Origin of the sequence: Bartonella bacilliformis KC583, assembly GCF_000015445.1 — a bacterium.
Taxonomy (GTDB): Bacteria; Pseudomonadota; Alphaproteobacteria; order Rhizobiales; family Rhizobiaceae; genus Bartonella; species Bartonella bacilliformis.
On record NC_008783.1, the window covers coordinates 881,333 to 907,560 of the forward strand.

16 protein-coding genes and 1 tRNA gene are annotated in these 26,228 nt (G+C 36.2%); 12 read left to right on the forward strand and 5 right to left on the reverse strand.

What is annotated here, in order from left to right; genetic code table 11:
- The first annotated feature begins 53 nt into the window (after positions 1-53).
- The 6 genes from purS to BARBAKC583_RS04245 all read left to right on the forward strand — a co-directional run bounded on the left by purS (position 54) and on the right by BARBAKC583_RS04245 (position 5,466).
- Positions 54-293, forward strand: coding sequence for a phosphoribosylformylglycinamidine synthase subunit PurS (purS, locus tag BARBAKC583_RS04215; protein ID WP_005767262.1), 240 nt, complete (start codon positions 54-56; stop codon positions 291-293).
- Between the two features lie 12 nt (positions 294-305).
- Entirely contained in the window at positions 306-974 is a 669-nt protein-coding gene (gene purQ, locus BARBAKC583_RS04220) for a phosphoribosylformylglycinamidine synthase subunit PurQ (protein WP_005767264.1), read from the forward strand.
- A gap of 220 nt (positions 975-1,194) precedes the next feature.
- Entirely contained in the window at positions 1,195-3,408 is a 2,214-nt protein-coding gene (gene purL / locus BARBAKC583_RS04225; RefSeq protein ID WP_005767266.1) for a phosphoribosylformylglycinamidine synthase subunit PurL, read from the forward strand.
- Between the two features lie 66 nt (positions 3,409-3,474).
- Positions 3,475-3,708 (forward strand): BolA/IbaG family iron-sulfur metabolism protein, encoded by a 234-nt coding sequence (locus tag BARBAKC583_RS04230; RefSeq protein ID WP_005767268.1) that lies wholly within the window; start codon positions 3,475-3,477, stop codon positions 3,706-3,708.
- A 98-nt stretch (positions 3,709-3,806) separates the two neighbouring features.
- Positions 3,807-4,139: a Grx4 family monothiol glutaredoxin gene (gene grxD / locus BARBAKC583_RS04235; protein WP_005767270.1), complete on the forward strand. Its 333-nt coding sequence runs from the start codon at positions 3,807-3,809 to the stop codon at positions 4,137-4,139.
- A gap of 73 nt (positions 4,140-4,212) precedes the next feature.
- A complete protein-coding gene (locus tag BARBAKC583_RS04245; protein WP_005767272.1) occupies positions 4,213-5,466 on the forward strand; it encodes a multidrug effflux MFS transporter in 1,254 nt (417 codons plus the stop codon).
- Positions 5,467-5,574: 108 nt separating this feature from the next.
- On the opposite strand, the gene parC is transcribed toward BARBAKC583_RS04245, so the two are convergent.
- Together parC and aspS are read right to left on the reverse strand one after the other, a co-directional pair.
- Positions 5,575-7,812 carry a DNA topoisomerase IV subunit A gene (gene parC / locus BARBAKC583_RS04250; protein WP_005767273.1) on the reverse strand — a complete coding sequence of 746 codons (2,238 nt, stop codon included), beginning with the start codon at positions 7,810-7,812 and terminating at the stop codon, positions 5,575-5,577.
- Between the two features lie 204 nt (positions 7,813-8,016).
- Positions 8,017-9,807: an aspartate--tRNA ligase gene (aspS, locus tag BARBAKC583_RS04255; protein ID WP_005767274.1), complete on the reverse strand. Its 1,791-nt coding sequence runs from the start codon at positions 9,805-9,807 to the stop codon at positions 8,017-8,019.
- A 135-nt stretch (positions 9,808-9,942) separates the two neighbouring features.
- On the opposite strand from aspS, the gene rnd reads away from it, so the two are divergent.
- From rnd to BARBAKC583_RS04270, 3 genes are all read left to right on the forward strand, one after another.
- Entirely contained in the window at positions 9,943-11,121 is a 1,179-nt protein-coding gene (rnd, locus tag BARBAKC583_RS04260; RefSeq protein WP_035453088.1) for a ribonuclease D, read from the forward strand.
- Positions 11,122-11,531: 410 nt separating this feature from the next.
- Positions 11,532-11,780, forward strand: a complete 249-nt coding sequence (locus tag BARBAKC583_RS04265; RefSeq protein WP_005767276.1) for a zinc-finger domain-containing protein — start codon at positions 11,532-11,534, stop codon at positions 11,778-11,780.
- Positions 11,781-11,812: 32 nt separating this feature from the next.
- Positions 11,813-13,081: an FAD-binding protein gene (locus tag BARBAKC583_RS04270; protein ID WP_005767277.1), complete on the forward strand. Its 1,269-nt coding sequence runs from the start codon at positions 11,813-11,815 to the stop codon at positions 13,079-13,081.
- 60 nt (positions 13,082-13,141) lie between these two features.
- Here the strand turns inward: BARBAKC583_RS04270 and dnaE are convergent, their stop codons facing one another.
- Positions 13,142-16,627, reverse strand: coding sequence for a DNA polymerase III subunit alpha (gene dnaE, locus BARBAKC583_RS04275; RefSeq protein ID WP_005767278.1), 3,486 nt, complete (start codon positions 16,625-16,627; stop codon positions 13,142-13,144).
- A gap of 879 nt (positions 16,628-17,506) precedes the next feature.
- Here dnaE and BARBAKC583_RS04280 point away from each other — a divergent pair.
- Positions 17,507-19,423: a DUF1561 family protein gene (locus BARBAKC583_RS04280; RefSeq protein WP_005767279.1), complete on the forward strand. Its 1,917-nt coding sequence runs from the start codon at positions 17,507-17,509 to the stop codon at positions 19,421-19,423.
- 398 nt (positions 19,424-19,821) lie between these two features.
- Here the strand turns inward: BARBAKC583_RS04280 and BARBAKC583_RS04285 are convergent, their stop codons facing one another.
- Together BARBAKC583_RS04285 and BARBAKC583_RS04290 are read right to left on the reverse strand one after the other, a co-directional pair.
- On the reverse strand, positions 19,822-21,237 hold the full coding sequence (locus BARBAKC583_RS04285; RefSeq protein ID WP_005767280.1) for a DEAD/DEAH box helicase: 1,416 nt from the start codon (positions 21,235-21,237) through the stop codon (positions 19,822-19,824).
- A 152-nt stretch (positions 21,238-21,389) separates the two neighbouring features.
- Entirely contained in the window at positions 21,390-21,908 is a 519-nt protein-coding gene (locus BARBAKC583_RS04290; RefSeq protein WP_011807371.1) for a hypothetical protein, read from the reverse strand.
- A gap of 242 nt (positions 21,909-22,150) precedes the next feature.
- On the opposite strand from BARBAKC583_RS04290, the gene BARBAKC583_RS04295 reads away from it, so the two are divergent.
- Positions 22,151-22,236: transfer RNA gene (locus BARBAKC583_RS04295), tRNA-Leu, on the forward strand.
- Positions 22,237-23,563: 1,327 nt separating this feature from the next.
- Complete coding sequence (gene secD, locus BARBAKC583_RS04305) at positions 23,564-26,068, forward strand: protein translocase subunit SecD (RefSeq protein WP_005767292.1); 2,505 nt, start codon at positions 23,564-23,566, stop codon at positions 26,066-26,068.
- Positions 26,069-26,228 lie beyond the last annotated feature (160 nt).

The following is a 26,228-nucleotide window of genomic DNA, read 5'->3' on the forward strand; positions in this document are numbered from 1 at the left end:
GTATTGTTTAATACAAATCCTTAAAAGATATTTTTTGATAATGGAAAGTAAAAATGAAAGCACGTATCATCGTTACTTTAAAAAGCAGTGTCCTTGATCCTCAAGGAAAAGCGATTGCCAGTGCTTTAAACAGCTTAAATTTTGAGAATGTCCAGTCTGTTCGCCAAGGGAAAGTCTTTGATATTATTCTTGATGATATGTCTTCTGAAATAGCAAAGCAAAAACTTGAAGAAATGTGTGAGCAATTACTCACAAATACTGTCGTCGAAGATTATGCTATAGAATTTCTTTAAGCGGATTAATAAATGAAAACTGCTATCATTCAATTACCTGGATTAAATCGCGATCGGGATATGATTGCTGCATTATACCACATAACAGGTGTTGAACCCCTGAAAATTTGGCAAACGGAAGCAACAATCCCAGATGTAGATATGATTGTTATTCCCGGAGGTTTTTCCTATGGCGACTATTTAAGATGTGGCGCAATTGGCGCACGTACGCCAGTTTTGCAAGCTGTTCGTGAAAAAGCACAAAAAGGTGTCACGGTTATAGGAATTTGCAATGGTTTTCAAATTTTACTGGAAGCTAAATTACTACCCGGCACTTTAATGCGCAATACTTCTTTAAAATTTGTTTGCCGTGAAGTAAAACTCGAAGTAGTAAACGCAGATACAATATTTTCTCGAGGTTATTCTAAAGGAAAAATCATTCGTTGCCCTGTGGCTCATCACGATGGAAATTATTTTGCTGATAGTGATACCTTAAAAAAAATGGAAGATAATAAACAAATTGTCTTTCGCTATGCAGAAAATACAAACCCTAACGGTTCAATTAACAATATTGCTGGCATTGTTAATGAGGCTGGTAATGTCCTTGGTATGATGCCTCATCCTGAAAATTTCATTGAACCTTCACATGGTTGTATTGATGGCCGTTTACTCTTTGAAAGTGCTTTAAAATTAGTAAGCTGATTATTATAAGAGAAGCTTGGTAGATTTTTTCTATAATAATTTTTAACCATAACAAAAAATTCTAACCCTTGCATCCTATAAGGTAACCAACTAAAGTTTTAATTATAGAACCTTAATGGCTTTATCATCTCTGTTAATGAAATCTCCAATGAGAGAAACTGCTAATGACAAGCAAAATAAATGCTTAAAATTTTGATTAATTTGACGGAATAAAATACTCATGAGCGTTCGCAATAATAGTGCAATTACACCAGAACTCATTGCACATCATGGTCTCAAAATCGATGAATATCAGCGCATTTTAGAATTAATCGGCAGAGAACCAACATTTACTGAACTTGGAATTTTTTCTGCAATGTGGAATGAACATTGTTCTTATAAATCATCCAAAAAATGGCTCAAAACTTTACCAACAAAAGGAAAATGTGTCATTCAAGGCCCTGGTGAAAATGCTGGTGTTGTTGATATTGGCAATGGTCAGTGCGTGGTTTTTAAAATGGAAAGCCATAATCACCCCTCTTATATTGAGCCTTATCAGGGTGCAGCAACAGGTATTGGTGGCATTCTACGAGATATTTTTACAATGGGTGCTCGCCCCGTTGCGGCCATAAATGCATTACGATTTGGATCTCCTGATCACCCTCGAACACGCCATCTTGTTTCGGGCGTTGTTTCTGGAATCGGTGGTTATAGCAATGCTTTTGGTGTTCCAACTGTTGGAGGAGAAGTTAATTTTGACAAACGCTATAATGGCAACATCCTCGTTAATGCTTTTGCAGCTGGTATTGCAAAAATAGATTCTATTTTTTACTCAAAAGCACAAGGAGTAGGACTTCCTGTTGTTTATCTTGGAGCTAAAACAGGACGTGATGGTGTTGGTGGCGCCACAATGGCTTCTGCTGAATTTGATGATGCAATTGATGAAAAGCGCCCTACTGTTCAAGTAGGTGATCCCTTCACTGAAAAATGTCTTCTTGAAGCGTGTTTAGAATTAATGGCACTAAAGGCTGTTATTGCTATTCAAGATATGGGTGCTGCAGGACTAACATCCTCTTCAGTTGAAATGGGTGCAAAAGGAAACCTAGGAATAGAGCTTAACCTTGATAAGATACCTGTTCGTGAAGAAAACATGACAGCTTATGAAATTATGCTTTCTGAAAGTCAAGAACGAATGCTCATGGTACTTAAACCAGAGATGGAAAAACAAGCTGCTGCAATTTTTCATAAGTGGGGACTTGATTTTTCTATTATTGGCAAAACAACAGATGATTTGCGTTTTCGTGTTTTGCACCAGGGAAAAGAAGTCGTTAACCTGCCAATTAAAGAACTCGGTGATGAAGCACCAGTTTATGATCGCCCTTGGATAGCTCCCTCTCCAAAGGCTATTCTTAAAGCGGAAGAAGTCAAAGAAATTGAAAATTTTGGTGATGCGCTCCTGACATTACTTAACTCTGCTGATCAAAGCTCACGGCGATGGGTTTATGAACAGTATGATACGTTTATCCAAGGAAACAGTCTTGTCCGTCCAGGAGGCGATGCAGGTGTCATTCGCGTAGACAATAATGATAAACATGCCCTTGCTTTTTCTTCTGATGTAACACCTCGCTATTGTGAAGCTGATCCTTATGAAGGAGGAAAACAGGCCGTTGCAGAATGCTGGCGTAATATTAGCGCCACAGGTGCAACACCGTTAGCGGCAACAGACAATCTCAATTTTGGTAATCCTGAAAAGCCTGAAATCATGGGACAATTAGTTTTTGCCATTAAAGGCATAGGAGAAGCATGTAAAGAACTCGACTTCCCAATTGTTTCAGGAAATGTCTCTCTTTACAATGAGACTAATGGAGAATCAATTCTTCCTACACCCACAATAGCCGGTGTTGGCATTATTGATGACTGGTTAAAGGTAGTAACAGTCGGCGGTATGCAAGACGGGGATATCATTATTTTGGTTGGCCCTTGCGGTTCACATTTGGGACAATCAATCTATGTACGTGACATTTTGAATATTGATACAGGTACTCCTCCTCATGTAGATCTACAACTCGAAAAAAAGAATGGTCAATTTGTTCGAGATGTGATTAATCGTGGCTTTATTCACGCTGCTCATGATATTTCTGATGGAGGGTTAGCTATTGCTCTTGCAGAAATGGTTATTAAATCTGGTAAAGGAATTAGAGCTAAATTAAGCAACATATCACCGCGTCATGCTGAGCTTTTTGGAGAAGATCAAGGACGCTACCTTATAGCTATTAAACCGAACGCACTCAATAGCCTTAAAGAACTTTCACAAACAAACATGATTTCTTTAACAGAACTTGGCACCGTTGAAGGCGACGCGCTTGACATAAAAGATACATTATCACTTTCAGTATCTCAACTTACACAAGCTTATGAAAGCTGGTTTCCAAAATTTATGGGAAATAGTACATAATGATTAACTTCCATTTTCTGCATACAACTTTTACAAAAATCATAAATAATATAGAGGAAAATAACCATGGCAATGAGTATCCATGAAATAGAAACCCTCATTCGTGAAGGAATTCCCGATGCCAAAGTGACAATTCATGATCTTGCTGGGGATGGTGAACATTATGCTGCAGAGGTTATTTCAGAGAGCTTTCGAGGCAAAAATAGAGTTCAACAACATAAAATGGTCTATGATTCTCTTAAAGGGAACATGGGCAGTATGTTACATGCTTTAGCGCTGCAAACACATATTCCTTCGTAATCTAAAACTTTCTCCTTGCATTTATTCCATCAGTACGATTAGAATGATAGTTGATACAAGTTTATATTCTCAAAAATCAAGATATTAAGAAAATAAAAATGATTCCTACTCACGATTTTATTGACAATGAAATTAAAACAAATGATGTCATTTTGTTCATGAAAGGAACACCGAGCTCTCCACAGTGTGGATTTTCTGGGCAAGTTGTTCAGATTCTTGATTATTTGGGATTAGATTACAAAGGAATTGATGTTTTAGCCTCTTGTGAATTACGTCAAGAAATAAAAAATTATTCAAATTGGCCAACAATCCCACAGCTCTACATTAAAGGTGAATTTATTGGTGGCTGTGATATTGTTAAAGAAATGTTTCAGTGCAATGAATTACAAAATTTGCTAAAAGAAAAAAACATTCCCTTTAGTGCGTCATAATCTCTCTGATTTTGTTAGCCTCTTATTCTTATAGAGAGAGTTGTTCGGTCGCAATTTTTTATCAAGGATAAATATGTCACATTGTGTCGACGAACACATGCATATAGATGCAATCAAATCAAAAATTGGATATAAAGAATTTATTATTGTCATTGCAGCACTTATGGCAATCAATTCCATAGCCATTGATATTATGCTGCCGGCTATGCCGGATATTTTACAAAGCTTACATGCTACAAATGAAAATGATCAGCATTATATCATTTCGTGTTACCTTATTAGCTATAGTGCTACCCAAATACTCTTTGGACCAATAAGTGATCGTTACGGTCGACGTAATCTCGTCCTTATTGGTCTTGCTTTTTATTCATTTACAGCGATTGGTTGTGTATTTGTATCAAGTTTACCTATGTTATTAATTCTGCGTATCTTGCAAGGTATTGGAGGAGCAATGATACGTGTGCTTACAACTGCTATTATACGCGACCTCTACAGCGGAAAAAAAATGGCAGAAGTGATGTCGATAACCATGATGATTTTTCTTATTGCAGCAATGGTTGGACCTGCAATAGGACAAATAATTTTGTTATTTGGATACTGGAAATTTATTTTTATATTTATGGGAATCTTCGGCTTTGGAATGATGATTTGGATTCAACTGCGCTTGCCTGAAACGTTACATACACGGAGCCCTCTTTCTTATTTCTCTGTAAAAAATAACTTACGGTATGTCATTACTAATCGCACTACGCTGTGTTATACGCTTGCTACTTCTATTATTTTAGGCTGTGTCTTTATATCCGTAAATACATCACAACAAATATATGAAGGAATCTATAATTTAGGATTTTGGTTTCCTGTTGCTTTTGCTGTCGGTGCTGCATTTCAAGCTGTATCATCTTTTTTTAATTCTCAACTTGTTCAATATCTTGGAATGCGGCGTATTGCCCATAGTATGCTCGTGCTATTTTGCGTTACTTCATTTATTTGGTTTATTGCATCAATCCTAACAGGTGGTGTTGTCCCTTTTCCTTTTTATATGATATTATACTGCACACTGATGTTTGCATGTGGTGGGATTTTAGCTAATTTCAACACGCTTGCTCTCGAACCTTTGGGGGAAATTGCCGGAACTGCATCTTCTGTAACTGGTTTTTTTCAAACATCCATTGGTACAAGTCTTGGTTTTTTGATTGCACAACGTTTTAATGAAACAACAATCATCAATTCGGCAGGATTTTTCTTTCTTAGTCTCAGTGCTATTCTTCTTATTCTATGGACTGAAAAAGAGCGTTTTTGTATGAAAGAAATATCTGAGGAAACATAACTATACCATAAACAAAAATTCATAGCCTTTTAATTGTATTAATACCTTACTTTAAAAAACATCCATTTTTGCGTTTTTTTATCAGCTAAAATAGGTATACTTACTATATTAGTTAGTAAATTTTCCGGACTTTGGAAATCCTCTTGGAAGCAAGCGGCCTGCTCCAGCGCGCGTCCCCATCCATTCAATAAGCTCATCAGCTTGACGATTAAAGCTGCGTTCAGCTGTATCTTGCCAACTTAACCCTTCTGACAAATTAAAGGTTTTTGCATCAACAACAACACCATCTTTGTAACGCTGTAAACGAACACCTTTACCACGGCTTATTTCTGGTATTTGTTCAATAGGAAAAATGAGCATCTTACGATTTTCTCCAATCACTGCAATGTGATCTCCCTTAACCGGAATACAAAGTTTCACCTTATCAGGAGATTTTACATTCATAATTTGCTTTCCCTTTCGGGTATTAGCAATGACTTCCGTTTCAGAAATAATGAAGCCATTTCCATAAGATGAAACCAAAAGCAATTTTCCCTGCGCATTATGTACAAAAGCTGTCAAAATATCATGCTCATTATCCATATCTACTAAAATACGAATTGGCTCACCATGTCCTCGTCCTCCAGGCAAGGTATTTGCACCAATAGTAAAAAACTTTCCACCAGTGCTCACCACCACAATTTTATCTGTGGTGAATGCTGGAAATGCTAATTTTAAGCAATCCCCCTCTTTAAAGGAAAGGGCTTTGTAATCATTTAAGTGACCTTTTAAAGCGCGCATCCAACCTTTTTCAGAAATAACAATAGTTACCGGTTCCTTTTCGATCATTGCCTGGTAAATATCATCAACATCACGCTTTGGTGAATCTTCAAATGTTGTACGTCTTTTTCCTAATGAAGTTTCAGGAGCAAATTTTTTACGAACTTTTTTGATTTCTTCCGAAATCATTTGCCATTGTTTTACATTAGATCCCAATAATGCCTGCAATTTTTCTTCTTCAGCTTTAAGATTTTCAAATTCCTTACGAATTTCAAATTCTTCAAGCTTACGTAAAGAACGCAACCGCATATTAAGAATAGCTTCAGCTTGATTTTCTGTTAATTGAAAATGCGTAAGCAGTTCCTTTTTCGGTTCATCTTCTTCCCGAATAATCTGAATAACTTTATCAAGATTTAAGTAAGCGATAAGGTATCCATGAAGAATTTCTAACCGGCTGTTAATTTGCCCAAGTCTATGATTTGAACGACGAATGAGAACTTCTTGACGATGTTCTAGCCATTGCTGCAAACTTTCACGCAAAGAGAGAACATTAGGAGTTTTTCCTAAAGTTAACACATTGAGATTGAGAGGAAACCTCACTTCAAAATCAGTCAGCTTAAAGAGTGACTCCATTAAAAGTTCAGGATCAACAGTGCGATTTTTAGGAGTCAGAACAATTCGGACATCTTCTGCCGATTCATCCTGAATATCTTCAAGCATTGGCAGACGTCGTGCAAGCAACAATTCCGCTGTTTTTTCAACAAGGCGAGACTTTTGTATTTGATAGGGTATCTCAGTAATAACAATCACATAAGAGTTACGGTTACCTGTTTCTTGATGCCAGCGTGAACGTAATCGAAATGAACCACGTCCTGTACGATAAGCTTCTTCAATGCTCTTTTTGGGCTCAACCAAAATGCCACCTGTTGGAAAATCAGGACCAAGTACAAACTGATTTAAGTCCTCATGGCTCGCATCAGAATGAGCAATCAAATGCAGCGCTGCATCGCATAATTCAGCAACATTATGCGGCGGAATAGATGTTGCCATACCAACAGCAATCCCTGAAGAACCATTGGCTAAAAGATTAGGAAAAGCTCCTGGTAAAACAATAGGCTCTTCATCTTCTTCATTATAAGTTAAACGAAAATCAATAGCATTTTCGTTGATACCCTCAAGTAACAATTCTGCTACTTCAGTCATGCGTGCTTCTGTATAACGCATAGCTGCAGCATTATCACCGTCGATATTACCGAAATTTCCTTGTCCATCAATTAATGGATAACGGACAGCAAAGTCCTGTGCCAAACGAACTAATGCATCATAAATAGAGGCATCACCATGAGGATGAAATTTCCCCATAACATCACCTACAATCCGTGCACACTTAGCATAAGATTGTGCAGGGTTAAGTTTTAATAAGCGCATGGCATGGATAATACGCCGATGCACGGGCTTTAACCCATCCCGTACATCAGGTAAAGCACGATGTGTAATGGTAGATAATGCATAAGCCAAGTAACGTTCTTGCAAAGCAGAACGTAGTTCTATCGGCTCAATATGTTCCTCATCAATTTTATCAGACATAGTATTAAGATAGAGCCTTTCACCTCAAAAAACCTGCCAGTTCTTACGTTTCTTACATTAATGATGATAAAAAAATAGAGAAATTAATTGACCTTATAAACACCAATCAAAAACAGACTTAACATTACAAAATTCCTTCAATAATAGAAGTTTAAATAATCTCTACACAAATTACATCTATATCAGCGTCATAAAAAGGTCTTACTAAGCATTGTTAACTTTAGGAAAAATTCTAATCCCTAAATCATTCAACTGTGTAGCAGAAACATCAGATGGAGCACTCATTAAAAGATCAAGTGCTTGTTGATTCATGGGGAATAAAGAAATTTCACGTAAATTTTTTACTCCCTGCAAAAGCATAACAATGCGATCAACACCAGCTGCCATACCACCATGCGGTGGAGCACCATAATGAAATGCACGATATAGACCACCAAAACGCTCTTCGACTATTTCTCTAGAAAGCCCAGCAAGATTGAAAACCTTCAACATCATTTCAGGAGAGTGATTACGAATTCCCCCTGATGCGATCTCATAACCATTACATACAAGATCATACTGAAAAGCTTTGATGGTAAGAGGATCTTGACTATCAACTGCGTTCATTCCTCCCTGTGGCATTGAAAAAGGATTATGCGCAAAATCAATCTTCTTCTCATCTTCATTCCATTCGAAAAATGGAAAATCAACAATCCACGCAAAAGAGAAACATTTAGAATCAATAAGATCTAATTCCTCTCCTATCCGCGTACGTGAAGCACCAGCAAAAGATGCAAATTTCTTCGGATCACCAGCAACAAAAAAACAAGCATCTCCCTCTTTAAGCCCAAGCTGTGTACGAATAGCTTCAGTCCTCTGCTCACCAATATTTTTAGCGATAGGACCAGCGCCTTCAAAATTTTCACCTTCTTTACGCCAAAAAATATACCCAAGACCTGGCTGTCCTTCACCTTGAGCCCATCCATTCATACGATCACAAAAAGCACGATTTCCACCTGTTTTAGCAGGAATAGCCCACACTTGTGCATTCTCATTATTCGCTAAAATTTGAGCAAAAACCTTAAAATCAGAATCATAAAAATGCTGAGAAACATCTTCTATGATAATTGGATTACGCAAATCGGGCTTATCTGAACCATATTTACGCATTGCTTCATCATATGAAATACGAGGAAAGCTCTGTGTTACAAGCTTTCCATCTGAAAATTCCTCAAAAACAGAACGTATAATAGGCTCCATTGTTGCAAGAACGTCTTCTTGCTCAACAAAACTCATTTCAATATCTAATTGGTAAAACTCTCCTGGTAAACGATCTGCTCGTGGATCTTCATCTCTAAAACACGGAGCTATTTGAAAATAGCGATCAAAACCAGACATCATTAACAATTGTTTATACTGTTGAGGAGCCTGAGGAAGTGCATAAAATTTTCCTTGATGAATACGGCTTGGAACCAAAAAATCGCGTGCCCCTTCTGGTGATGAAGCTGTCAAAAGTGGAGTTGTAAATTCTGTAAAGCCGCTGTCTTGCATATGCCGTCTTATAGAAGAAATAATTTCAGTACGACGCATTATATTTTTGTGCATAGTTACGCGACGCAAATCAAGAAAACGATACTTCAATCGAATATCTTCTGGATAATCAGGTTCACCAAAAACTGGTAAAGGAAGTTCATCAGACTTTGAAAGAATTTCAATTTCATCTGCAAAAATTTCAATTTCACCGGTTGGCAAAGTCGTATTAATTACTTCGTCAGAACGTGCACACACTTTACCATCTACACAAATAACCCATTCAGAACGCACCTTTTCCATGATTTGAAAAGCTGAAGAATCAGGATTAACAACGATTTGTGTGATTCCAAAATGATCACGTAGATCAACAAAAAGAATCCCGCCATGATCACGAACGCGATGAACCCATCCCGAAAGACGAACTTGTGTTCCTACATCGCATTTACGAAGAGCGGCGCAATTATGACTGCGATAACGGTGCATAGTTTTTGCCCTTAATTGTAAATTTGTTTCATATTGATTACAAACGCTTTTTAAATGCCATTTGTCAAGATATGACCCAAAAGCCCAAGAAAAAAAACTATAAAAGACAAATTTAATCTCTTTTGCTATGATAAAATGATGGAACTTATTACGAAGACAAAAGATCTTGAAATCGCTATTGCCACTTTGCGTAATTCTGATTTTGTAACAGTGGATACTGAATTTATCCGTGAGACAACTTTTTGGCCTCAGCTATGCCTTATCCAGCTTGCATCGCCAAATTCTACAGCACTTATTGATCCGATGGTTCCAGATATTGATCTACAGCCATTTTTTGATTTGATGATAGACAAAAACATTGTCAAAGTTTTTCATGCTGCGCGCCAAGATATCGAAATTATTTATCATCTGGGAAGAATCATTCCTTTCCCTCTATTTGATACCCAAATTGCAGGAGCAATTTGCGGATTTGGTGATTCTATCTCCTATGATCAAATTGTATATCATTGCACCGGACAGCATCTTGATAAATCATCACGCTTTACAGATTGGAGCTGTCGCCCCCTTTCTGAAAAACAAATACTCTACGCACTTGCTGATGTCACCTATCTTAGAGACGTTTATCTTTCATTGAAAAAGCAGTTAGAAGAAAGTAAACGCTTTCATTGGATGGACGGTGAGATGGCAATTCTTTCAACACCAACGACTTATGATATCCCAGAAGATGAAGCATGGAAAAAAGTGAAAGGAAGAGTTAAAAAACCCTGTGAATTTGCCATTTTACAAAAAATAGCAGCTTGGCGTGAACATGAAGCACGGAAATATAATGTTCCGCGTCGCCACATCATAAAAGACGAATGCCTTATCGAAATTGCGATCCAAAAACCGAAAGACGAGTATGCATTGAAATGTTTGCGCAATATTAACAAGAGTTGGCATCATCCATCAATGACACAGGCATTAATCAAAATTGTTCATGAAAGCTTAGAAGTCGACACCTCTACTTTACCTGCTCTTCCTAAGTATAATCCTATCGACGATAAAACAGCTGCTGCAATCGATCTCCTTAAAGTGTTATTAAAGCTCGTTGCGAATAAAAATAATATTGCACCGACAATTATTGCAACTTCCAATGATTTAGAAAAAATCGCCACGAGAACCATGACTCAAAATATTCCTACTATGAATGGTTGGCGTTATGAAATCTTTGGTAAAAAAGCTGAACAAATGCTAAAAGGAAAATTAGGATTTTATTTTAACAATGGGCAAATAACAATGAAGGATCTCGAATCTGTAGAAGAAGTTTTTACGTGAAAATGTGTTATCAACATACATAAAAACGTAAATCTATTATAGACTAGTTCTAATTTGGATTTGATTTAGCTAGAAAAGCTAGCAATATCAACGATAAAATCCATCATACTTAAATTGAAAGAAATTCTATTTCTTGTCTATAAGGGTGTTTCGGACTGATAAACTTCATCAAAATATGACCATTAATTTAGTCATGCATATTCTCTATTAATAGGTGATACTCAATTTTTACCTATGGCAGCATATCAATAATTAATTTTACTTTACACTATGCAAAACAATGAAAACTCTCTTTATTTGCAAATTGTCTTTAAAAGTAGCTTGTATTATAATGAATTTTATTACAGAGTAATGAAACATATGGTCTAAATTGTTCCTTTTTAGGCAATGCATCAGGAATTTATATACTTATGGCTGATCACAACATTCTTCATCTTCAAAATGACTGCGGCTATAAAATAATTGAAATTGGTGTGAAAGAATTTATGTGTGTAGGTGCTACACAACCATTCGATCATCCTCATATTTTTATAGACATGGGAGCAGCTGATGAAAAGATTTGCCCTTACTGTTCAACCCTTTACCGCTATAATCCTTCATTACAGCATAATCAAACTAACCCAGCAGGGTGCACATATCATGTAAATAATATGCGGTAATCTATTTCTATTTTCCCAATAGTGAAATGTCCATGCACCAATCACCAGTTATCGTTGGAGCCGGTATTGCTGGTTTAAGCTCTGCTTTGGCACTTGCTCATAAAGGAATTGCAAGTACCATTATCGAAAAACGTAATAAACTTGATAATGACGGTTCTGGTATCCAGCTTACCTCAAATGCAACACGTATTCTTGCTCACTGGGGAATTCTTAACCAACTTATCGAAATAGGTGTTCAGCCCCACTTTCTTGAATTAAAAGACGGTGTATCTTTAAAAACACACCTGCATGTTGACCTTGTTAAATTATCTAAAAAACATTGGAAGGCTCCTTATATTACGATTCATCGAGCCGATTTACAGAAAATTTTATACAATGCCGTTATTAAAAACCCTCTTATCAAACATAAACCAGGTGAGAGTATTATATCAGCTACTCAAACTGCAACAAATAGCATTAATATAGAAACAATAAAAACCGAAGGATCAAGCAAAGCACAACAACACCAATTTTATTCAACGCCACTTCTTATTGGATGCGATGGTGTTTGGTCAAAGTTACGACAATTGGCACCTTTTCATGAAGAAGCGGATTTTAGTAATTTCATTGCCTGGCGTGTCACAACACTCTCTGAAAATCTTCCAAAAAGCTTCCGTTCTTTATTACAGGATATAGAAACAATTACTGCCTGGATAGGACCTAAAAACCATCTTGTTATTTATCCTATTCAATCAACAAAAATTTTTAATTTTGTAGCGATTACTCATGGAGAAAATCTAAAAAAACAATGGAAACAGAAAGGACAAAAAGATAAACTCAAATCTCTCTTTAATGGCTGGAATCCTAAAATTCTTCAAATTTTTGACTCTATTGATGAGTGGAGCTGTTGGCCACTATTTCAAATGAAACATGATCGCTTTTTAGGCTTAAAGAATCAAGTATTTGTTGGAGATTGTGCACACGCAGCTCTTCCTTTTGCAGCACAAGGCGCTGCTATGGCGATAGAAGATGCTGCCACATTAGCAGAATTGCTCTCTTACAATAATCTTTCATTTATTGAAGCTGCTTCACTCTACGAAACAATACGCAAACCCCGCATCACAGCCGTCAAAAAACGTGGAGACTTTAATAGACTGATGTATCATGCAACGGGGCCCTTAGCCATCGCACGTAACTTCATCATGAAAATCCGCACATCTGAGAGTATCATGTCTAATCTTGATTGGCTTTACAATCATGACGCAATGAATGTAACAAACAACCCTGCAGTAAAAAACTTATCCGATACGAACTACAAATGACTTTGATTTAACGGTTATTCCTATCAATAAACATAAGAAAACATTTGCACCATTTTTCTGTTAGTTCAACTCTACATCAAGAACACCGTGAAGCGTTTTTATAGCACGCGCTACATTTAAGCTCACCTTATATCGCTTAGGAAGTAAGACTTCTACTTCTCGTGATCCATTTTCTTGAATCAAAACAATTCCTACTTCTCCATTACCACCGGAATTTAAATTTTGTTCAATTTGTGAAAGTATATCGACTGTGTTTATAAAAAGGCGCATCATTTTATGATGTTGTACCGCTTCTTCTTCTAAGGATTGAGCTGTCTCAAGACGTAAACTAATTCCTTCGGAACGGTTCTCTGCACTCACTGTAATGATAAAAGATTTTCCAGGTTCTAGCATTTCTTCATAGGCAACAAGCCCCTCAGAAAACATAACCGTTTCATACTGCCCACTTGTATCAGAAAACTGGATAATCCCTATTTTTTTACCAGATTTTGTTTTACGAATTTGTTTTGTCACAACAGTTCCAGCAAGACGAGCAGCTGTTGCTCCACCTTTAACTGCATTAGAAAAATTATTCCAAGTCTGAACGCGTTTTTTAGCAAGAATAGTTTGGTATTCATCCAATGGATGAGCAGAAAAATAAAAACCTATAACCTGAAATTCATGATGAAGTTTTTCTGCTAAAGACCAAGGAGTTGCCTGTGATAAAATAAAAGGCTCTTTTGGCCCATCCACCATCCCGAATATATCAGTCTGCCCACTAGAATTGTTATCAAAAATGCGAATAGCACGCGCATTGAGAGTTTCAAGGCTTGCTAATAAAACCTCACGGGCAATACCAAAACAATCAAAGGCACCAGCATAAATCAAACTTTCCATCGCACGCTTATTAATAACACGAGGATCAATACGCCCACAAAAATCTTCTAAATCCTTAAAAGGTTTATTCCCACGGCAAGCAACAATGTGATCGACCACTGAATCTCCTACCCCTTTAATAGCGGAAAGAGAATAATATATGCAATTTTCTCCAATTTCAAAAATGCGATGCGATGTTTGCACACAAGGTGCAATAACTTGAATTTCTAGTCTTAATGCTTCACGCCGAAAATCATTTAATTTATCGGCATTCATCATATCATATGTCATAGAGGCAGCCAAAAACTCAACCGGATAATGTGCTTTCATATAAGCTGTTTGATATGAGACGATTGCGTAAGCAGCAGCATGCGATTTATTAAAACCATAATCTGCAAATTTCGCTAAAAGATCAAAGATCATGTCAGCTTGATCCTTATCAATACCACGATCAACAGCTCCACTCACAAAGCGCGTACGCTGTTTTTGCATTTCTTTATGGATCTTTTTCCCCATAGCTCGGCGTAATAAATCTGCTTCCCCAAGTGAATAACCAGAAAGCTCTTGAGCAATTTGCATAACTTGTTCTTGATAAACAATAACGCCTTGTGTTTCTTTAACTAAATGATCTATTTTAGGATGAATAGAAGTGATTTTTTCTTGCCCGTGTTTACGTGCATTATATGTTGGAATATTCTCCATCGGACCAGGGCGATAAAGCGCTACAAGCGCAATAATATCTTCAATACAATCTGGTTTCATCCCAATAAGCGCTTTACGCATACCAGGACTTTCAACTTGAAATACTCCCACTGTATTACCACGTGCTAACATGGCATAAGTCTCTTCATCATTAAGAGAAATACACGATAAATCTATTTTTACACCCTTCCGTGCAACAAAATCTACAGCCATTTTTAGAACAGTAAGGGTTTTTAAACCAAGAAAATCAAATTTCACTAACCCAGCTTGTTCAACATATTTCATGTTAAATTGGGTAACTGGCATATCTGAGCGCGGATCACGATACATCGGTACCAATTCTGATAAAGGTCGATCACCAATAACGATTCCTGCAGCATGAGTTGATGCGTGACGATAAAGTCCTTCAAGCTGCAAAGCTATATCCAACATACGCCCAATAACAGGCTCTTTTTTTGCTTCTTCTGCAAATTTTGGTTCATCTTTAATAGCCTGTGCTAATTCAATATTATTTCCAGGTGTAGCAGAAACTAACTTTGTAAGATAATCGACCTGACGATAAGGCACTTCCAAAACACGACCAACATCACGTAACACTGCACGTGCCTGTAATTTACCAAATGTAATGATCTGAGCTACTTGATCGCAACCATATTTTTTCTGAACATAATGAATAACCTCTTCACGTCGATCTTGGCAAAAATCAATATCAAAATCCGGCATAGAAATACGATCTGGATTGAGAAAACGTTCAAATAACAGAGAAAAGCGCAACGGATCAACATCCGTAATAGTGAGTGCATAAGCAACGAGTGAACCAGCACCAGAACCGCGACCAGGACCAACAGGAATACCATGAAGTTTTGCCCATTTTATGAAGTCAGAAACAATAAGAAAATAACCAGAAAACTGCATACGTGTAATAACTGCAATCTCATAATCAAGCCGCTGCTCATAATCTGCAAGTGTATAGCCTTCAGCTAAACCAATTGTTTCAAGGCGGATTTTCAAACCATCTTTTGCCTGATTTATCAATTCTTTATCTTCTTCTAGCGCAGCATTTGAATCTACAGATCGCTCTGTAAAACGAGGCAAAATTGGACTTCGCATTGGTGTAAAAGCATGACAACGTAACGCAATTTCAACGCTATTTTCTAAAGCTTCTGGAAGATCAGAAAATAACGTAACCATTTCATCTTGTGATTTTAAATAATGATCCGGTGTTACACGTTTGCGATTCGGATTAGAAACAACTTGTCCTTCCGCAACTGCCATCAGTGCATCGTGAGCTTCATATCCTTTTTTATTAAGAAAAAAAGCTTCATTCGTTGCAACAAGAGGAATCTGATGCACGTAAGCCAAATCAATAAGCTCAGCTTCAACTTTTCGATCGTAAGAACCATGACGTTGTAATTCAATATAAAGACGATCACCAAAAATCCTCTTCAAATCCATTAAGCGCTCAATGGCCCACTCTTTCTTATCTTCTGCTAAAGCCAAATTAATGGGACCACCTGAGCCACCAGTCAAAGCAATAATGCCTTCACTTTGTGATAATAGCCAATCAGCTTTAATATGAGGGAAATTAGTGTTATGCTCATCAAGATAAGCGCGGCTCACAAGACGAACCAAACAAGCATAACCTGTTTTGCTGGCAGCAAATAGCACGACAGAAGGAAAATCCGAAGGATAGTGATATTTAGCTAAACGTGAATGATCATCTTTATCACCAAAATCAATAGCAATCTGACATCCGATAATAGGTTGGATACCCTCAGCAAAACAATATTGTGAAAACTCTAATGCACCAAACAAATTATTCGTATCCGTAATAGCTATTGCTGGTGCATTATCAGAAACCGCGTGCTGAACAATCTGTGGGATTTTTATAGCTCCTTCAAGTAGTGAATAAGCTGAATGTACTCTCAGATGAATAAAACGAGGAAGAGTATCTTTCTTATTTAGTGCGATTCCTTTTTCTTCTAGCACTCTCACAATTTCCCATCACCAAATAAATGCCAAATTATAACTCTCATCTATTCCATAACCAGAGGGAGTTTAATTATTTATACCAATCTATGTTTAAAATTACCGCATATTCGACAGATATTCCAGTTCTATTCATATTAAGGTACCATCCAAGAGTAAGCCTTACAGACAAATTCATAGAAATATCACACTGATATTCTGGATAGTTTTTTTGTGCCCTATGTTTTCTGGAAATATTATACCGTTTTATATTTAATAGTCTGATATAATTTATTTTTTAAGATTATAGATAGTTAATTCCTATTTCATTATTTCTAGTGTTTGAATTAAAGATCAAATCTCGTTTGATATAAATATCTCAAAAATTGTGCTAATTTCTCTTACAGAACAATCTTTATAAAACAAAAACACCAGCCTACCTTACTAAAATGACTGTATTTACTTCTTCCTCTCTAAATCTTTATAATATCGCGCTTCAATTAATTTGAACGCAATATTTTCAACTTTAGATATCTTCATTAATCAAATTTTATAAACTATATTCTTTTAACTTTCAGAACAAAGCATATACCAGTTATATAAATCGGCTAAGGTTTAACATGTCTGACAAATTTTATGGATAGCTCTTTAATCCTAATTGTAGCTCTTAGTGAGAATAGGATCACTAACATAAGAAAATGTGTCAACTATTACATAATCAGTGCTCTGCTGTTGATTTATTGATATCTAAGTATGTTTGTCACGAAAGCAAACAATATAAATCATCATAAAATTTAATAAGCACACTATAAACTGTTCTTTGAGGAAGGTCTAAAGCATAACTTTCTAATTAACTTACCAGCATCATAGTGGGAGGGAGGTCACAAAGGAAACAAAAAAATGAAACTGAAACCGTTTTTATTTTTCTTTAGCCTGTTAATGACTATTCATACCTCTTCTGCAGCTCCTGTGCCACAAAAAAAACCTGACGATCCTCATGATAAATCTATTCACGTTAAGGTCCATACAGGAGGAGAATATTGCTATGCCCCAGCATTTGTGAATGGGGAAAGTTATGTTTACATCACCTATTGCTCTTCTGCCAGCGTTAAATTTGCTCGATATGACCTCTTTAAAAGAGTCGCTTGGAATGTCAATAATGTTTGGTTATGCATGACTGCTCCTAGCTCCGTTACAGGGATTGGTGGACAATCTACAGAGGATTGGGATTATCTCCTATTAAGACCTTGTGTGATCAATGATCCCAACCAACAATGGATCATTGAAGGCAATGCATTTTATACAGCTGATAAAAAATTTCGCGTTAAAGACTATAAATGGTACGCTTACATCTCAAAAAACAAAAATGATTACTATGATCATACCCTGAGTATGATGGATTCATGGGCAAAGATTATTGCTACTCCGGTCAATAGTAATATCAAAACTTTCATCGGATGGAAATTTGTAAGCGGCTCTAGCTTCTCTACCTACTATATTACAGACTATGGATCTAGATCAGATGTTTTTGATCTATATTACAATCCAGACAATGGCCATATTTTCAGATATTTTCCTTCCACGGGAGTACTATCTTGCATGACTTCCCAACAATCCACTTCAGATAATTGGAATTGGGTAGGATGGAAATTTTGTGATGATACTGTTTCTCAAACCAAAGACATTGGTTTCTGGGATATTTCTCAATTATACGGACGCGAAGGGCCACTCCTAGATCATCAGGGTAATTTTTTACGCGTTACCCAATATGGTATTAGTTGGGGGTCTCCTTACACAGTTAAACCTGATTACCTGAAACAAGATACTCAAAATTCTCCTAAATCTGAGTTTCTTTTTGCTTATGATTTTGATCGTTGGGGTCGCTATGTCAATGGAAATTTAGGGGATACACTTGTCTATTGCCCTGCTCCGGGAAAAAAGGAAAATGTCGTACAGACTTCTACTTCAAAGACACGAAGTAAACGGTCTTTACCTCCTGATTTTACTCTCACTGATGCATGGATACAAAGACTATATGACATTGCTAGAAGTTCTACTGTTGCAGGTCAAGAACATATTGCTTTTTGTGGCCCTTGTATGCTGCATACTCTGCAAATGCTTGCTGAATTGCAGGAAGATAATATAGGTGGACCTCGTCAAAGTGGAGGATACTTCTTTGATACGCATCCAGATAGGGATCCATTTATCTCCTTTCGTCAAAGATTTCCTGAACTTGCAGAAAGACTGCAAACTACAGAAAATTACGTTAATTTACCTTGGCATGTAGGTGAAGATAGTTATACACGAACGAGCAGAGTAACTCGCTCAGCCGCATTAATGTTGTTACCTCAGTATAATTGGCGGCCTTCAACTATGGCAAGAACACGAGAAGAAATGAGACGCATGCTCCTAAATCTTTGGAACGCTCCTAGTGGCACGCTCTGGTACATTTCAATTATCACTTCTGATAGAGATAGTTCAAACATAATAGGTCATGCTCAACCCATTTTAAGTACAAACCAAGGGCTTGTATTAATCCCTACAAACATATCTGACTTTTCTCTCGAAGATTTTAGAAGTGATATTGCTCCAATAACAACTCCAACAAGATTAATGTATTATCTTTCAAATAGAGGCACTCTAAGACTTCTTTCACTCGTAACTTATCAAATGGCTCGGACAGATGAAGTTTCTTTGAATCTTTACATATCTCAAGGAAATTGCACTGGAGAAGGAGAAAATAGAAGAGGCAATAGGCAATTGCCAAGAACTTCTCTTCTTAATCAGTGTGATAGTGGCAGATGTGCGATTCAATGAAAATTAGAGGTTGCTGAAACAATGAAAAATTTTGTAAATCTAAAAACACCATGCTATTCTTAATTTTAATATTTTGATTTTATTGATGTTTTTTTAAATAGAGACAAAAGTGCATCACATTTAAGTTTATTAATAATCACATGGTATGCATTGATTTAGTGCATACCATTAAAGCTTCTTAAAAGAAAACTTCACCATAATCATATGCAATAATAATCATCGCTACCCTTCTCATCCCATTGATATTATCTTTCTAAACGAAAGCACTAACTTCAATGTGAAATCACAAAATTTTTCAACATAGAGCTCTGCTTTGTAGTTAAGAGAGAAATATTAGATATTATTAACCACCAGGAACGCGTGTAAATTAAAGTTTTTAGTTTACAACCTTTACAATTTTAAGCTACCTTCTTCACTGATTTGCGAAAACGAAAAGACTTAGCACGTTTTGCAGTCGCTTTTGCTTTTTCATGTTTTTCACTTTTATTAGATGAAGACTCTCTTGTATGTAACTTTACAGCCCTATCTGAGCGATTAGAAGTCTGCTTATAACTTTTAGATTTTTTAAAACGCCGTTCTTTACTATTCTCTTTCTCATCACTTTCTAGCGTAAATGGCTTTTCTGGATATGTTTCATATTGTAAAGGAACATTTTCACGCGTTAACTTCATACGAATTATGCGCTCTACAGCACGTAAACGTGACTCCTCTGACTCTTCATCAAAAAGCGTAATAGCATCACCAGAAGCACCATTGCGCCCTGTACGGCCAATACGATGCACATAACTTTCAGCATCCTCTGGTAAATCATAATTAATAACGTGGCTGACACCTGGTATATCAATACCACGAGCTGCAATATCGGTTGCAACGAGAACCTTCACGGATCCTTCGCGAAAAGCTTTCAATGCAGATTGCCGAGCATTTTGTGATTTATTGCCATGAATCGTTGCAACAGCATGTCCCATATTTTTTAAATAACGTGTAATAGCATCAGCACCATGTTTGGTTCGTATAAAAACAATAACGGAAATCAAATCTGGATTGACCAAAAGCCTATTTAAAATATTTCTTTTTTCATTTTTAGGGACACAATATAGTTTTTGGGTAATTTCTACAGCGGTAGTTCCCTGAGGAACGACCTCTATTTTCACTGGTTCATTAAGCAAACCATTGGCAAGTTCTTTAATTTCCTTTGGCATTGTTGCAGAAAAAAGTGCTGTTTGGTGCTCTTTACATAAAAGTTTGGCGATACGCCGTACATCGTTAATAAAGCCCATATCCAACATACGATCAGCTTCATCTAACACCAAAAAACGAGACCGAGAAAGATCAACAAATTTTTCGCGAACAAGGTCCATTAAACGCCCTGGTGTTGCAATCACAACATCCACACCAGCTCCCATACGTTTAATTTGTTTAAAACGCGACACTCCACCCACAATTAAACATGTTGAAAGATGAGCGCCTTTCACAACAGCACTTATCATTTCTTCAATCTGAACAGCAAGCTCACGAGTAGGAACCAAAATCAAAGCACGTGCAGTCTTAGGAGAGCGCTTATCACCAAAAGTCAAAATCTGACTTAAGATAGGGAGACCAAATGCCAATGTTTTTCCAGAACCGGTCTGCGCAATACCTAAAATATCACGCCCTTTCAACATAACTGGAATAGCCTGTTCTTGGATAGGCTTAGGCTCACTGATTCCAGCATTCAATAAATTTTTAATTAAAAGAGTCGACAAACCCAATTTTGTAAAAACATTTTCTCTATCTACGTTCAAAATAAAATCTTTCTTTAGCTTAATCTCCATAAACGGATCACAAGCCAAATTACACTATTCAAGAATCTAAGCAATAGAGATTATTATCTTTAATTTTGAAAATGAATGCTTGAAATAAGAACAAAAAATTTGCGCCAATCCCGTAAAATATTAATCATTAAAAAAAAGGAATACTTTTGTATTTATTTTTTTATTATGGTTTCCTTTGGCAAATTTATTCCATCTAAAGTAGGATAAATTTCAAGAAATACTGGATTTTGTACTGTTTTTTGTCCTCCATAGATTAAATACCATTTGCTATCATCAAAAATTGCTAATGTTTTATATTGCAGGATACGATCTTTTGTCTCAAGCGTAGTTGGAATCAGGGCATAAAAAGTGCTATTCTTAGTTTGCAAGTAATCTATTTTAGTTTCATCCAAATGGTAGGCGCCAGCAGCAATATTCTCAAATTGATCACGCAATTTTTCAAGTAAACTATTATATAAACTAACCTCTGCCATACCTAATCGACGTGCTACTTCTTTATAGAGCCGGTCAGGCGTATGAGCAGCAATAACTGCAAAATTTTTATCTCTTACAGCATTATTGATATCAGCAACTAAATTTGAAAGCTCAGTTTTTTGCAATATTGTTGGCTCATTTGCAAAACTTTGTTTGCTAGCACTTAGCAAAAACAATGCTCCCCAAATGAAGTACATAACAGACCTGAGCCTTATATGTTTTATTTTCACAAAAATATTACACAAATCCACCACAGATTTTACGATACATTTGATAAATTTATTCATAGCACCACTCATTATTCTAGTTTTTTGATATCGTGTAAATTTTTAACTGTAAGACAAGCATTATCAGTCAAAATTTATTAAAAGATGAAAATTTTTCTTTTGTTTTAATTCTTGATTCAATAAATAATATAGCTTATGAAGAGCGCATCGTCGCGGACGTGATGAAATTGGTAAACATAGCAGACTTAAAATCTGCCGGTCAAAGACCTTGCGGGTTCAAGTCCCGCCGCCCGCACCATTTTTATTCCCTAAAAAATGATTTAAAATAAGTTTCTAGTATTGTTAATTTTGTAATTTCAGATCAATTTTGTATGGAGTTCAAAAGCAAAAACAAGATCAATAAATTAGATATAACAAAAAAACTTTCTCAAAAGGTAATAGTCAATTTATCTTTTTAATTTTAATAAAGACATTTAAATAACCTGAGAATTTATTAGCTCAATTCTTTCTAAAGAATCCTATTTATAATCAGATCACTATATAAATTTTCTATTAAAGAAATTCACTTTTTAATTACAAAGAACTTTATTACACTGGTTAGATAAAATTGTTCATCTTTTGTGAACATAAAAATAACCAGCTTATGCAAAAACAGCTAAAAATTTTAATTTTTTATGATCTATAAATAAAATAAATATTTTCAATTTATTATATATAAAACTTAATTTATTTTATTAGGAATACGCAATCAATACTCATTTATATAAATTGTAACTTGACTGTATGGAGTAAAATATTGGGGATGGAATCAAAAAATTAGAAAATAACTGTAACGCTGAAATTATAAATTAAAATCATGATTACATTATCAAGATTTATATCTTACATAAGCGTTTCAATAATCAATTATTTTTTTGAATAATTTCATCAAATAATTCTGAGATTATTGATTTTTCTATTGTTGCAGTGCGTCATGTTATATACATGACACCATGCACAAATGAATACATATCTGCATTGAAAATCAGTAAAAGGTGGTCACTTTTTAAGGAACATACGATAAATAATGATTCCAACTTTTATAGAATATGTCTATAAAAGCTTTCCTTGCCCAATAAAGCGGATAAAAAAGAGGATAGGTTAATTGAAGTTAATAAGACAAAGAAAGCACTCTAACATGTTTTTTTTGCATTTACATTGCAGAAAAAGAAATTTTTTCTTTTTTGCAATCGGGTGTTTTCTCCTATCTAACTTTATGTGGCTGACCGATAGCTCAGCATTTCAAGATCATTTAGATGAAAAACAATATACCAATGATATTATCAATGCTTACACATATTATCTGAAACACAAATACAATCAACCAAATATGATGACGGCTACAAATAAGAAATTCACAAAGCCGCACACATTTCATCATTTATCTGCTGTAGATTCTCAAGACATTCTAATATTAAATGTCCCTCCAAAACCTAACACAATTATCTATGTGCAACTTTATAGTCTTCAAACGCAATATCTTTCAAACCAGCGTGCTCCTCCTCTCGTTTAATCTATAAAGGTCATTATCTCTGTTTCATCTTTTTCACGTTTAACTTTAAAAACGCTTATTATTGGAACATATCATGCGCACACCCCGCTGGCTTACTACTCTCTATTGTCTTATTCTCTTAAGCGGCATTTACGTCGCACTGCCCAACTTATTTTCACAAGAACAAATCGAAAATTCAAAATTCCTACCAAATACCCAAGTAACACTTGGACTTGACCTTCAAGGAGGGTCCTCTCTTCTTCTTGAAGTCGATGCAAAAACATTAAAGCGTGATCAATTACAAACGGTTTTAAACAATGTACGTGCAAAATTACGCGAAAAAAAAATTCGCACATCAAGTATTCGCATAATCGAAAATAACGTAGTAGCTGTTCTTTCTGACCTTACGAAAAATCAAGAAGCCATTACTGCTTTAAAAACACTCATTACGCCTATAAACAACAGCTTTGGCGTTACAACGAATAATATCTCTATCCATGCTCAAAATGAAACGATTCATGTGACATTAACTGAAGCTGCTATAAAGGATCGCATCAGTAATGCTATAGAACAAAGCTTAGAAATCATCCGTCGTCGTATTGATCAAGTCGGTGTTACTGAACCAGCTATCCAAAAAGTAGGAACAGATCGTATTATGGTCCAATTACCTGGACTACAAGACCCAAAGCAGCTGCGCGATCTTTTAGGCACGACCGCAAAAATGACCTTCCATCTTGTCCCCGCAAACGTAGATCTTAACAACCCACCCGCAGGTGTATCAATTCTTCCTGGATATAACAATGAAAATCAACGTTATGCAATTTACGACCAAGTTGCTTTAGATGGCAATGTTCTTAAAGATGCCCGCGCAGGTTTTGATCCACAAATACCAGGACGTTCTATAATCTCCTTCACCATGAATTCCATTGGCTCGAGAATATTTGCAGAAATAACACGCCAAAATATCAACCGCCCCTTTGCAATTGTTCTTGATAGCAAAGTTTTGACTGCTCCCATCATTAATGGCGTCATTCCCAATGGACAAGGTCAAATTACAGGAAATTTTGACCCCAAAGAAGCCTCTACTCTTGCAGCTCTTCTTCGTGCTGGCTCTTTACCTGCACCACTCACTGTTATTGAAGAAAGAACTGTAGGTCCTAATCTTGGTGCAGATGCTATTAAAATGGGGCTTTATACGGGAATCATAGGTTTTATTCTCGTTGCAATTTTCATTTTTTTTCTATACGGAATTTGGGGAATTATTGCTGATATAGCACTAGCACTACATACTATTTTGACATTCGCTGCATTAAGCCTTCTTGGTGCTACACTTACACTTCCAGGCATTGCTGGTATTATTTTAGGTATAGGTATCGCTGTTGATGCCAATATCCTCATTAACGAACGTATCCGAGAAGAAAGCCGAAAAGGGCTCAGTGCTTTTGCTGCTCTAGATCGTGGCTTTAAACAAGCTTTTACAACGATTATTGATGCTAACGTCACTGCTGTTATTGCAACCATTTTGCTTTTTTTGTTTGGTACTGGGCCCGTCCGTGGTTTCGCTGTAACAATGTTGCTTGGTGTTGTTATCTCTATGTTTACTGATATCACCCTAGTGCGCATGATTATGATTTGGATAATCCGTAAATGGAAAATAAAAATATTGCACATTCAGCCTTTTTTCAATTTTATTCCTCAAAATACAACTTTCCGTTTTATGAATGCTCGCTTCATTGGCATTGGTGTTTCATTTATTTTATCACTATCTTCCATTTTTTTGTTCTTTAAACCAGGTTTAAATTTCGGCATTGATTTTATTGGTGGAAGCCAGATGAGTATTACAACATCAACACCAGCAAATTTGGCAATCTTGCGATCACAGCTATCTACCCTTAACATCGGTGAAGTGACGCTACAAAATATTGATAATGAAAATGCAGTACTCATTCGTATCCCGAAACAAAATGGTGATGAAATACAGCAAACTATAGCTATTGATAAAGTCAAAACCACCGTAAAAGATATTTACCCGGATGCTGCATTTGATCAAATAGAGGTCGTTGGTCCAAAAGTTTCAGGTGAACTCGCTATTGCTGGTATTACAGCTGTCATTTTAGCAGCAATTGCTATGTCACTTTATATCTGGTGGCGCTTCGAATGGTTCTTCGCAGCAGGAGCCATTATTACGCTTATCCTTGATACTACGAAAATGGTTGGTTTTTTTGCTCTATGTCAATTTGATTTCAATTTAACCGCTATTGCCGCTCTTTTAACGATTGTTGGCTATTCCATTAATGACAAAGTCGTTGTCTATGATCGCATGCGTGAAAATATGCGCCTCTACAGAACAAAGCCACTGCGTGAAATCATTGATCTCTCAATCAATCAAGTTCTTGTACGTTGTATCTTTACATCAGCAACGACGGTACTTGCTATGTTACCTATGGCGATATGGGGAGGAAGTACTGTCCAAAATTTTGCAATACCTATGGTCGCTGGAGTTCTTATTGCAACATCATCTTCTATCTTTATCGCAACTCCCATTCTATTGTTGTTAGGTAATTGGTGGCATAACCATAATAAAGAAACTCAAATATAAGATTACTTACGTACTCAACAAAAACAGAAATGGCGTATCAATCAATATGATACGTCATTTTTATTTATCAAACTATAATTGGATAATTGGCTATTTTGAGTGTACGATTATGATTAGGTAAACTATTTCAAACCTTATATCTCTAGCATTGTGCATCTAA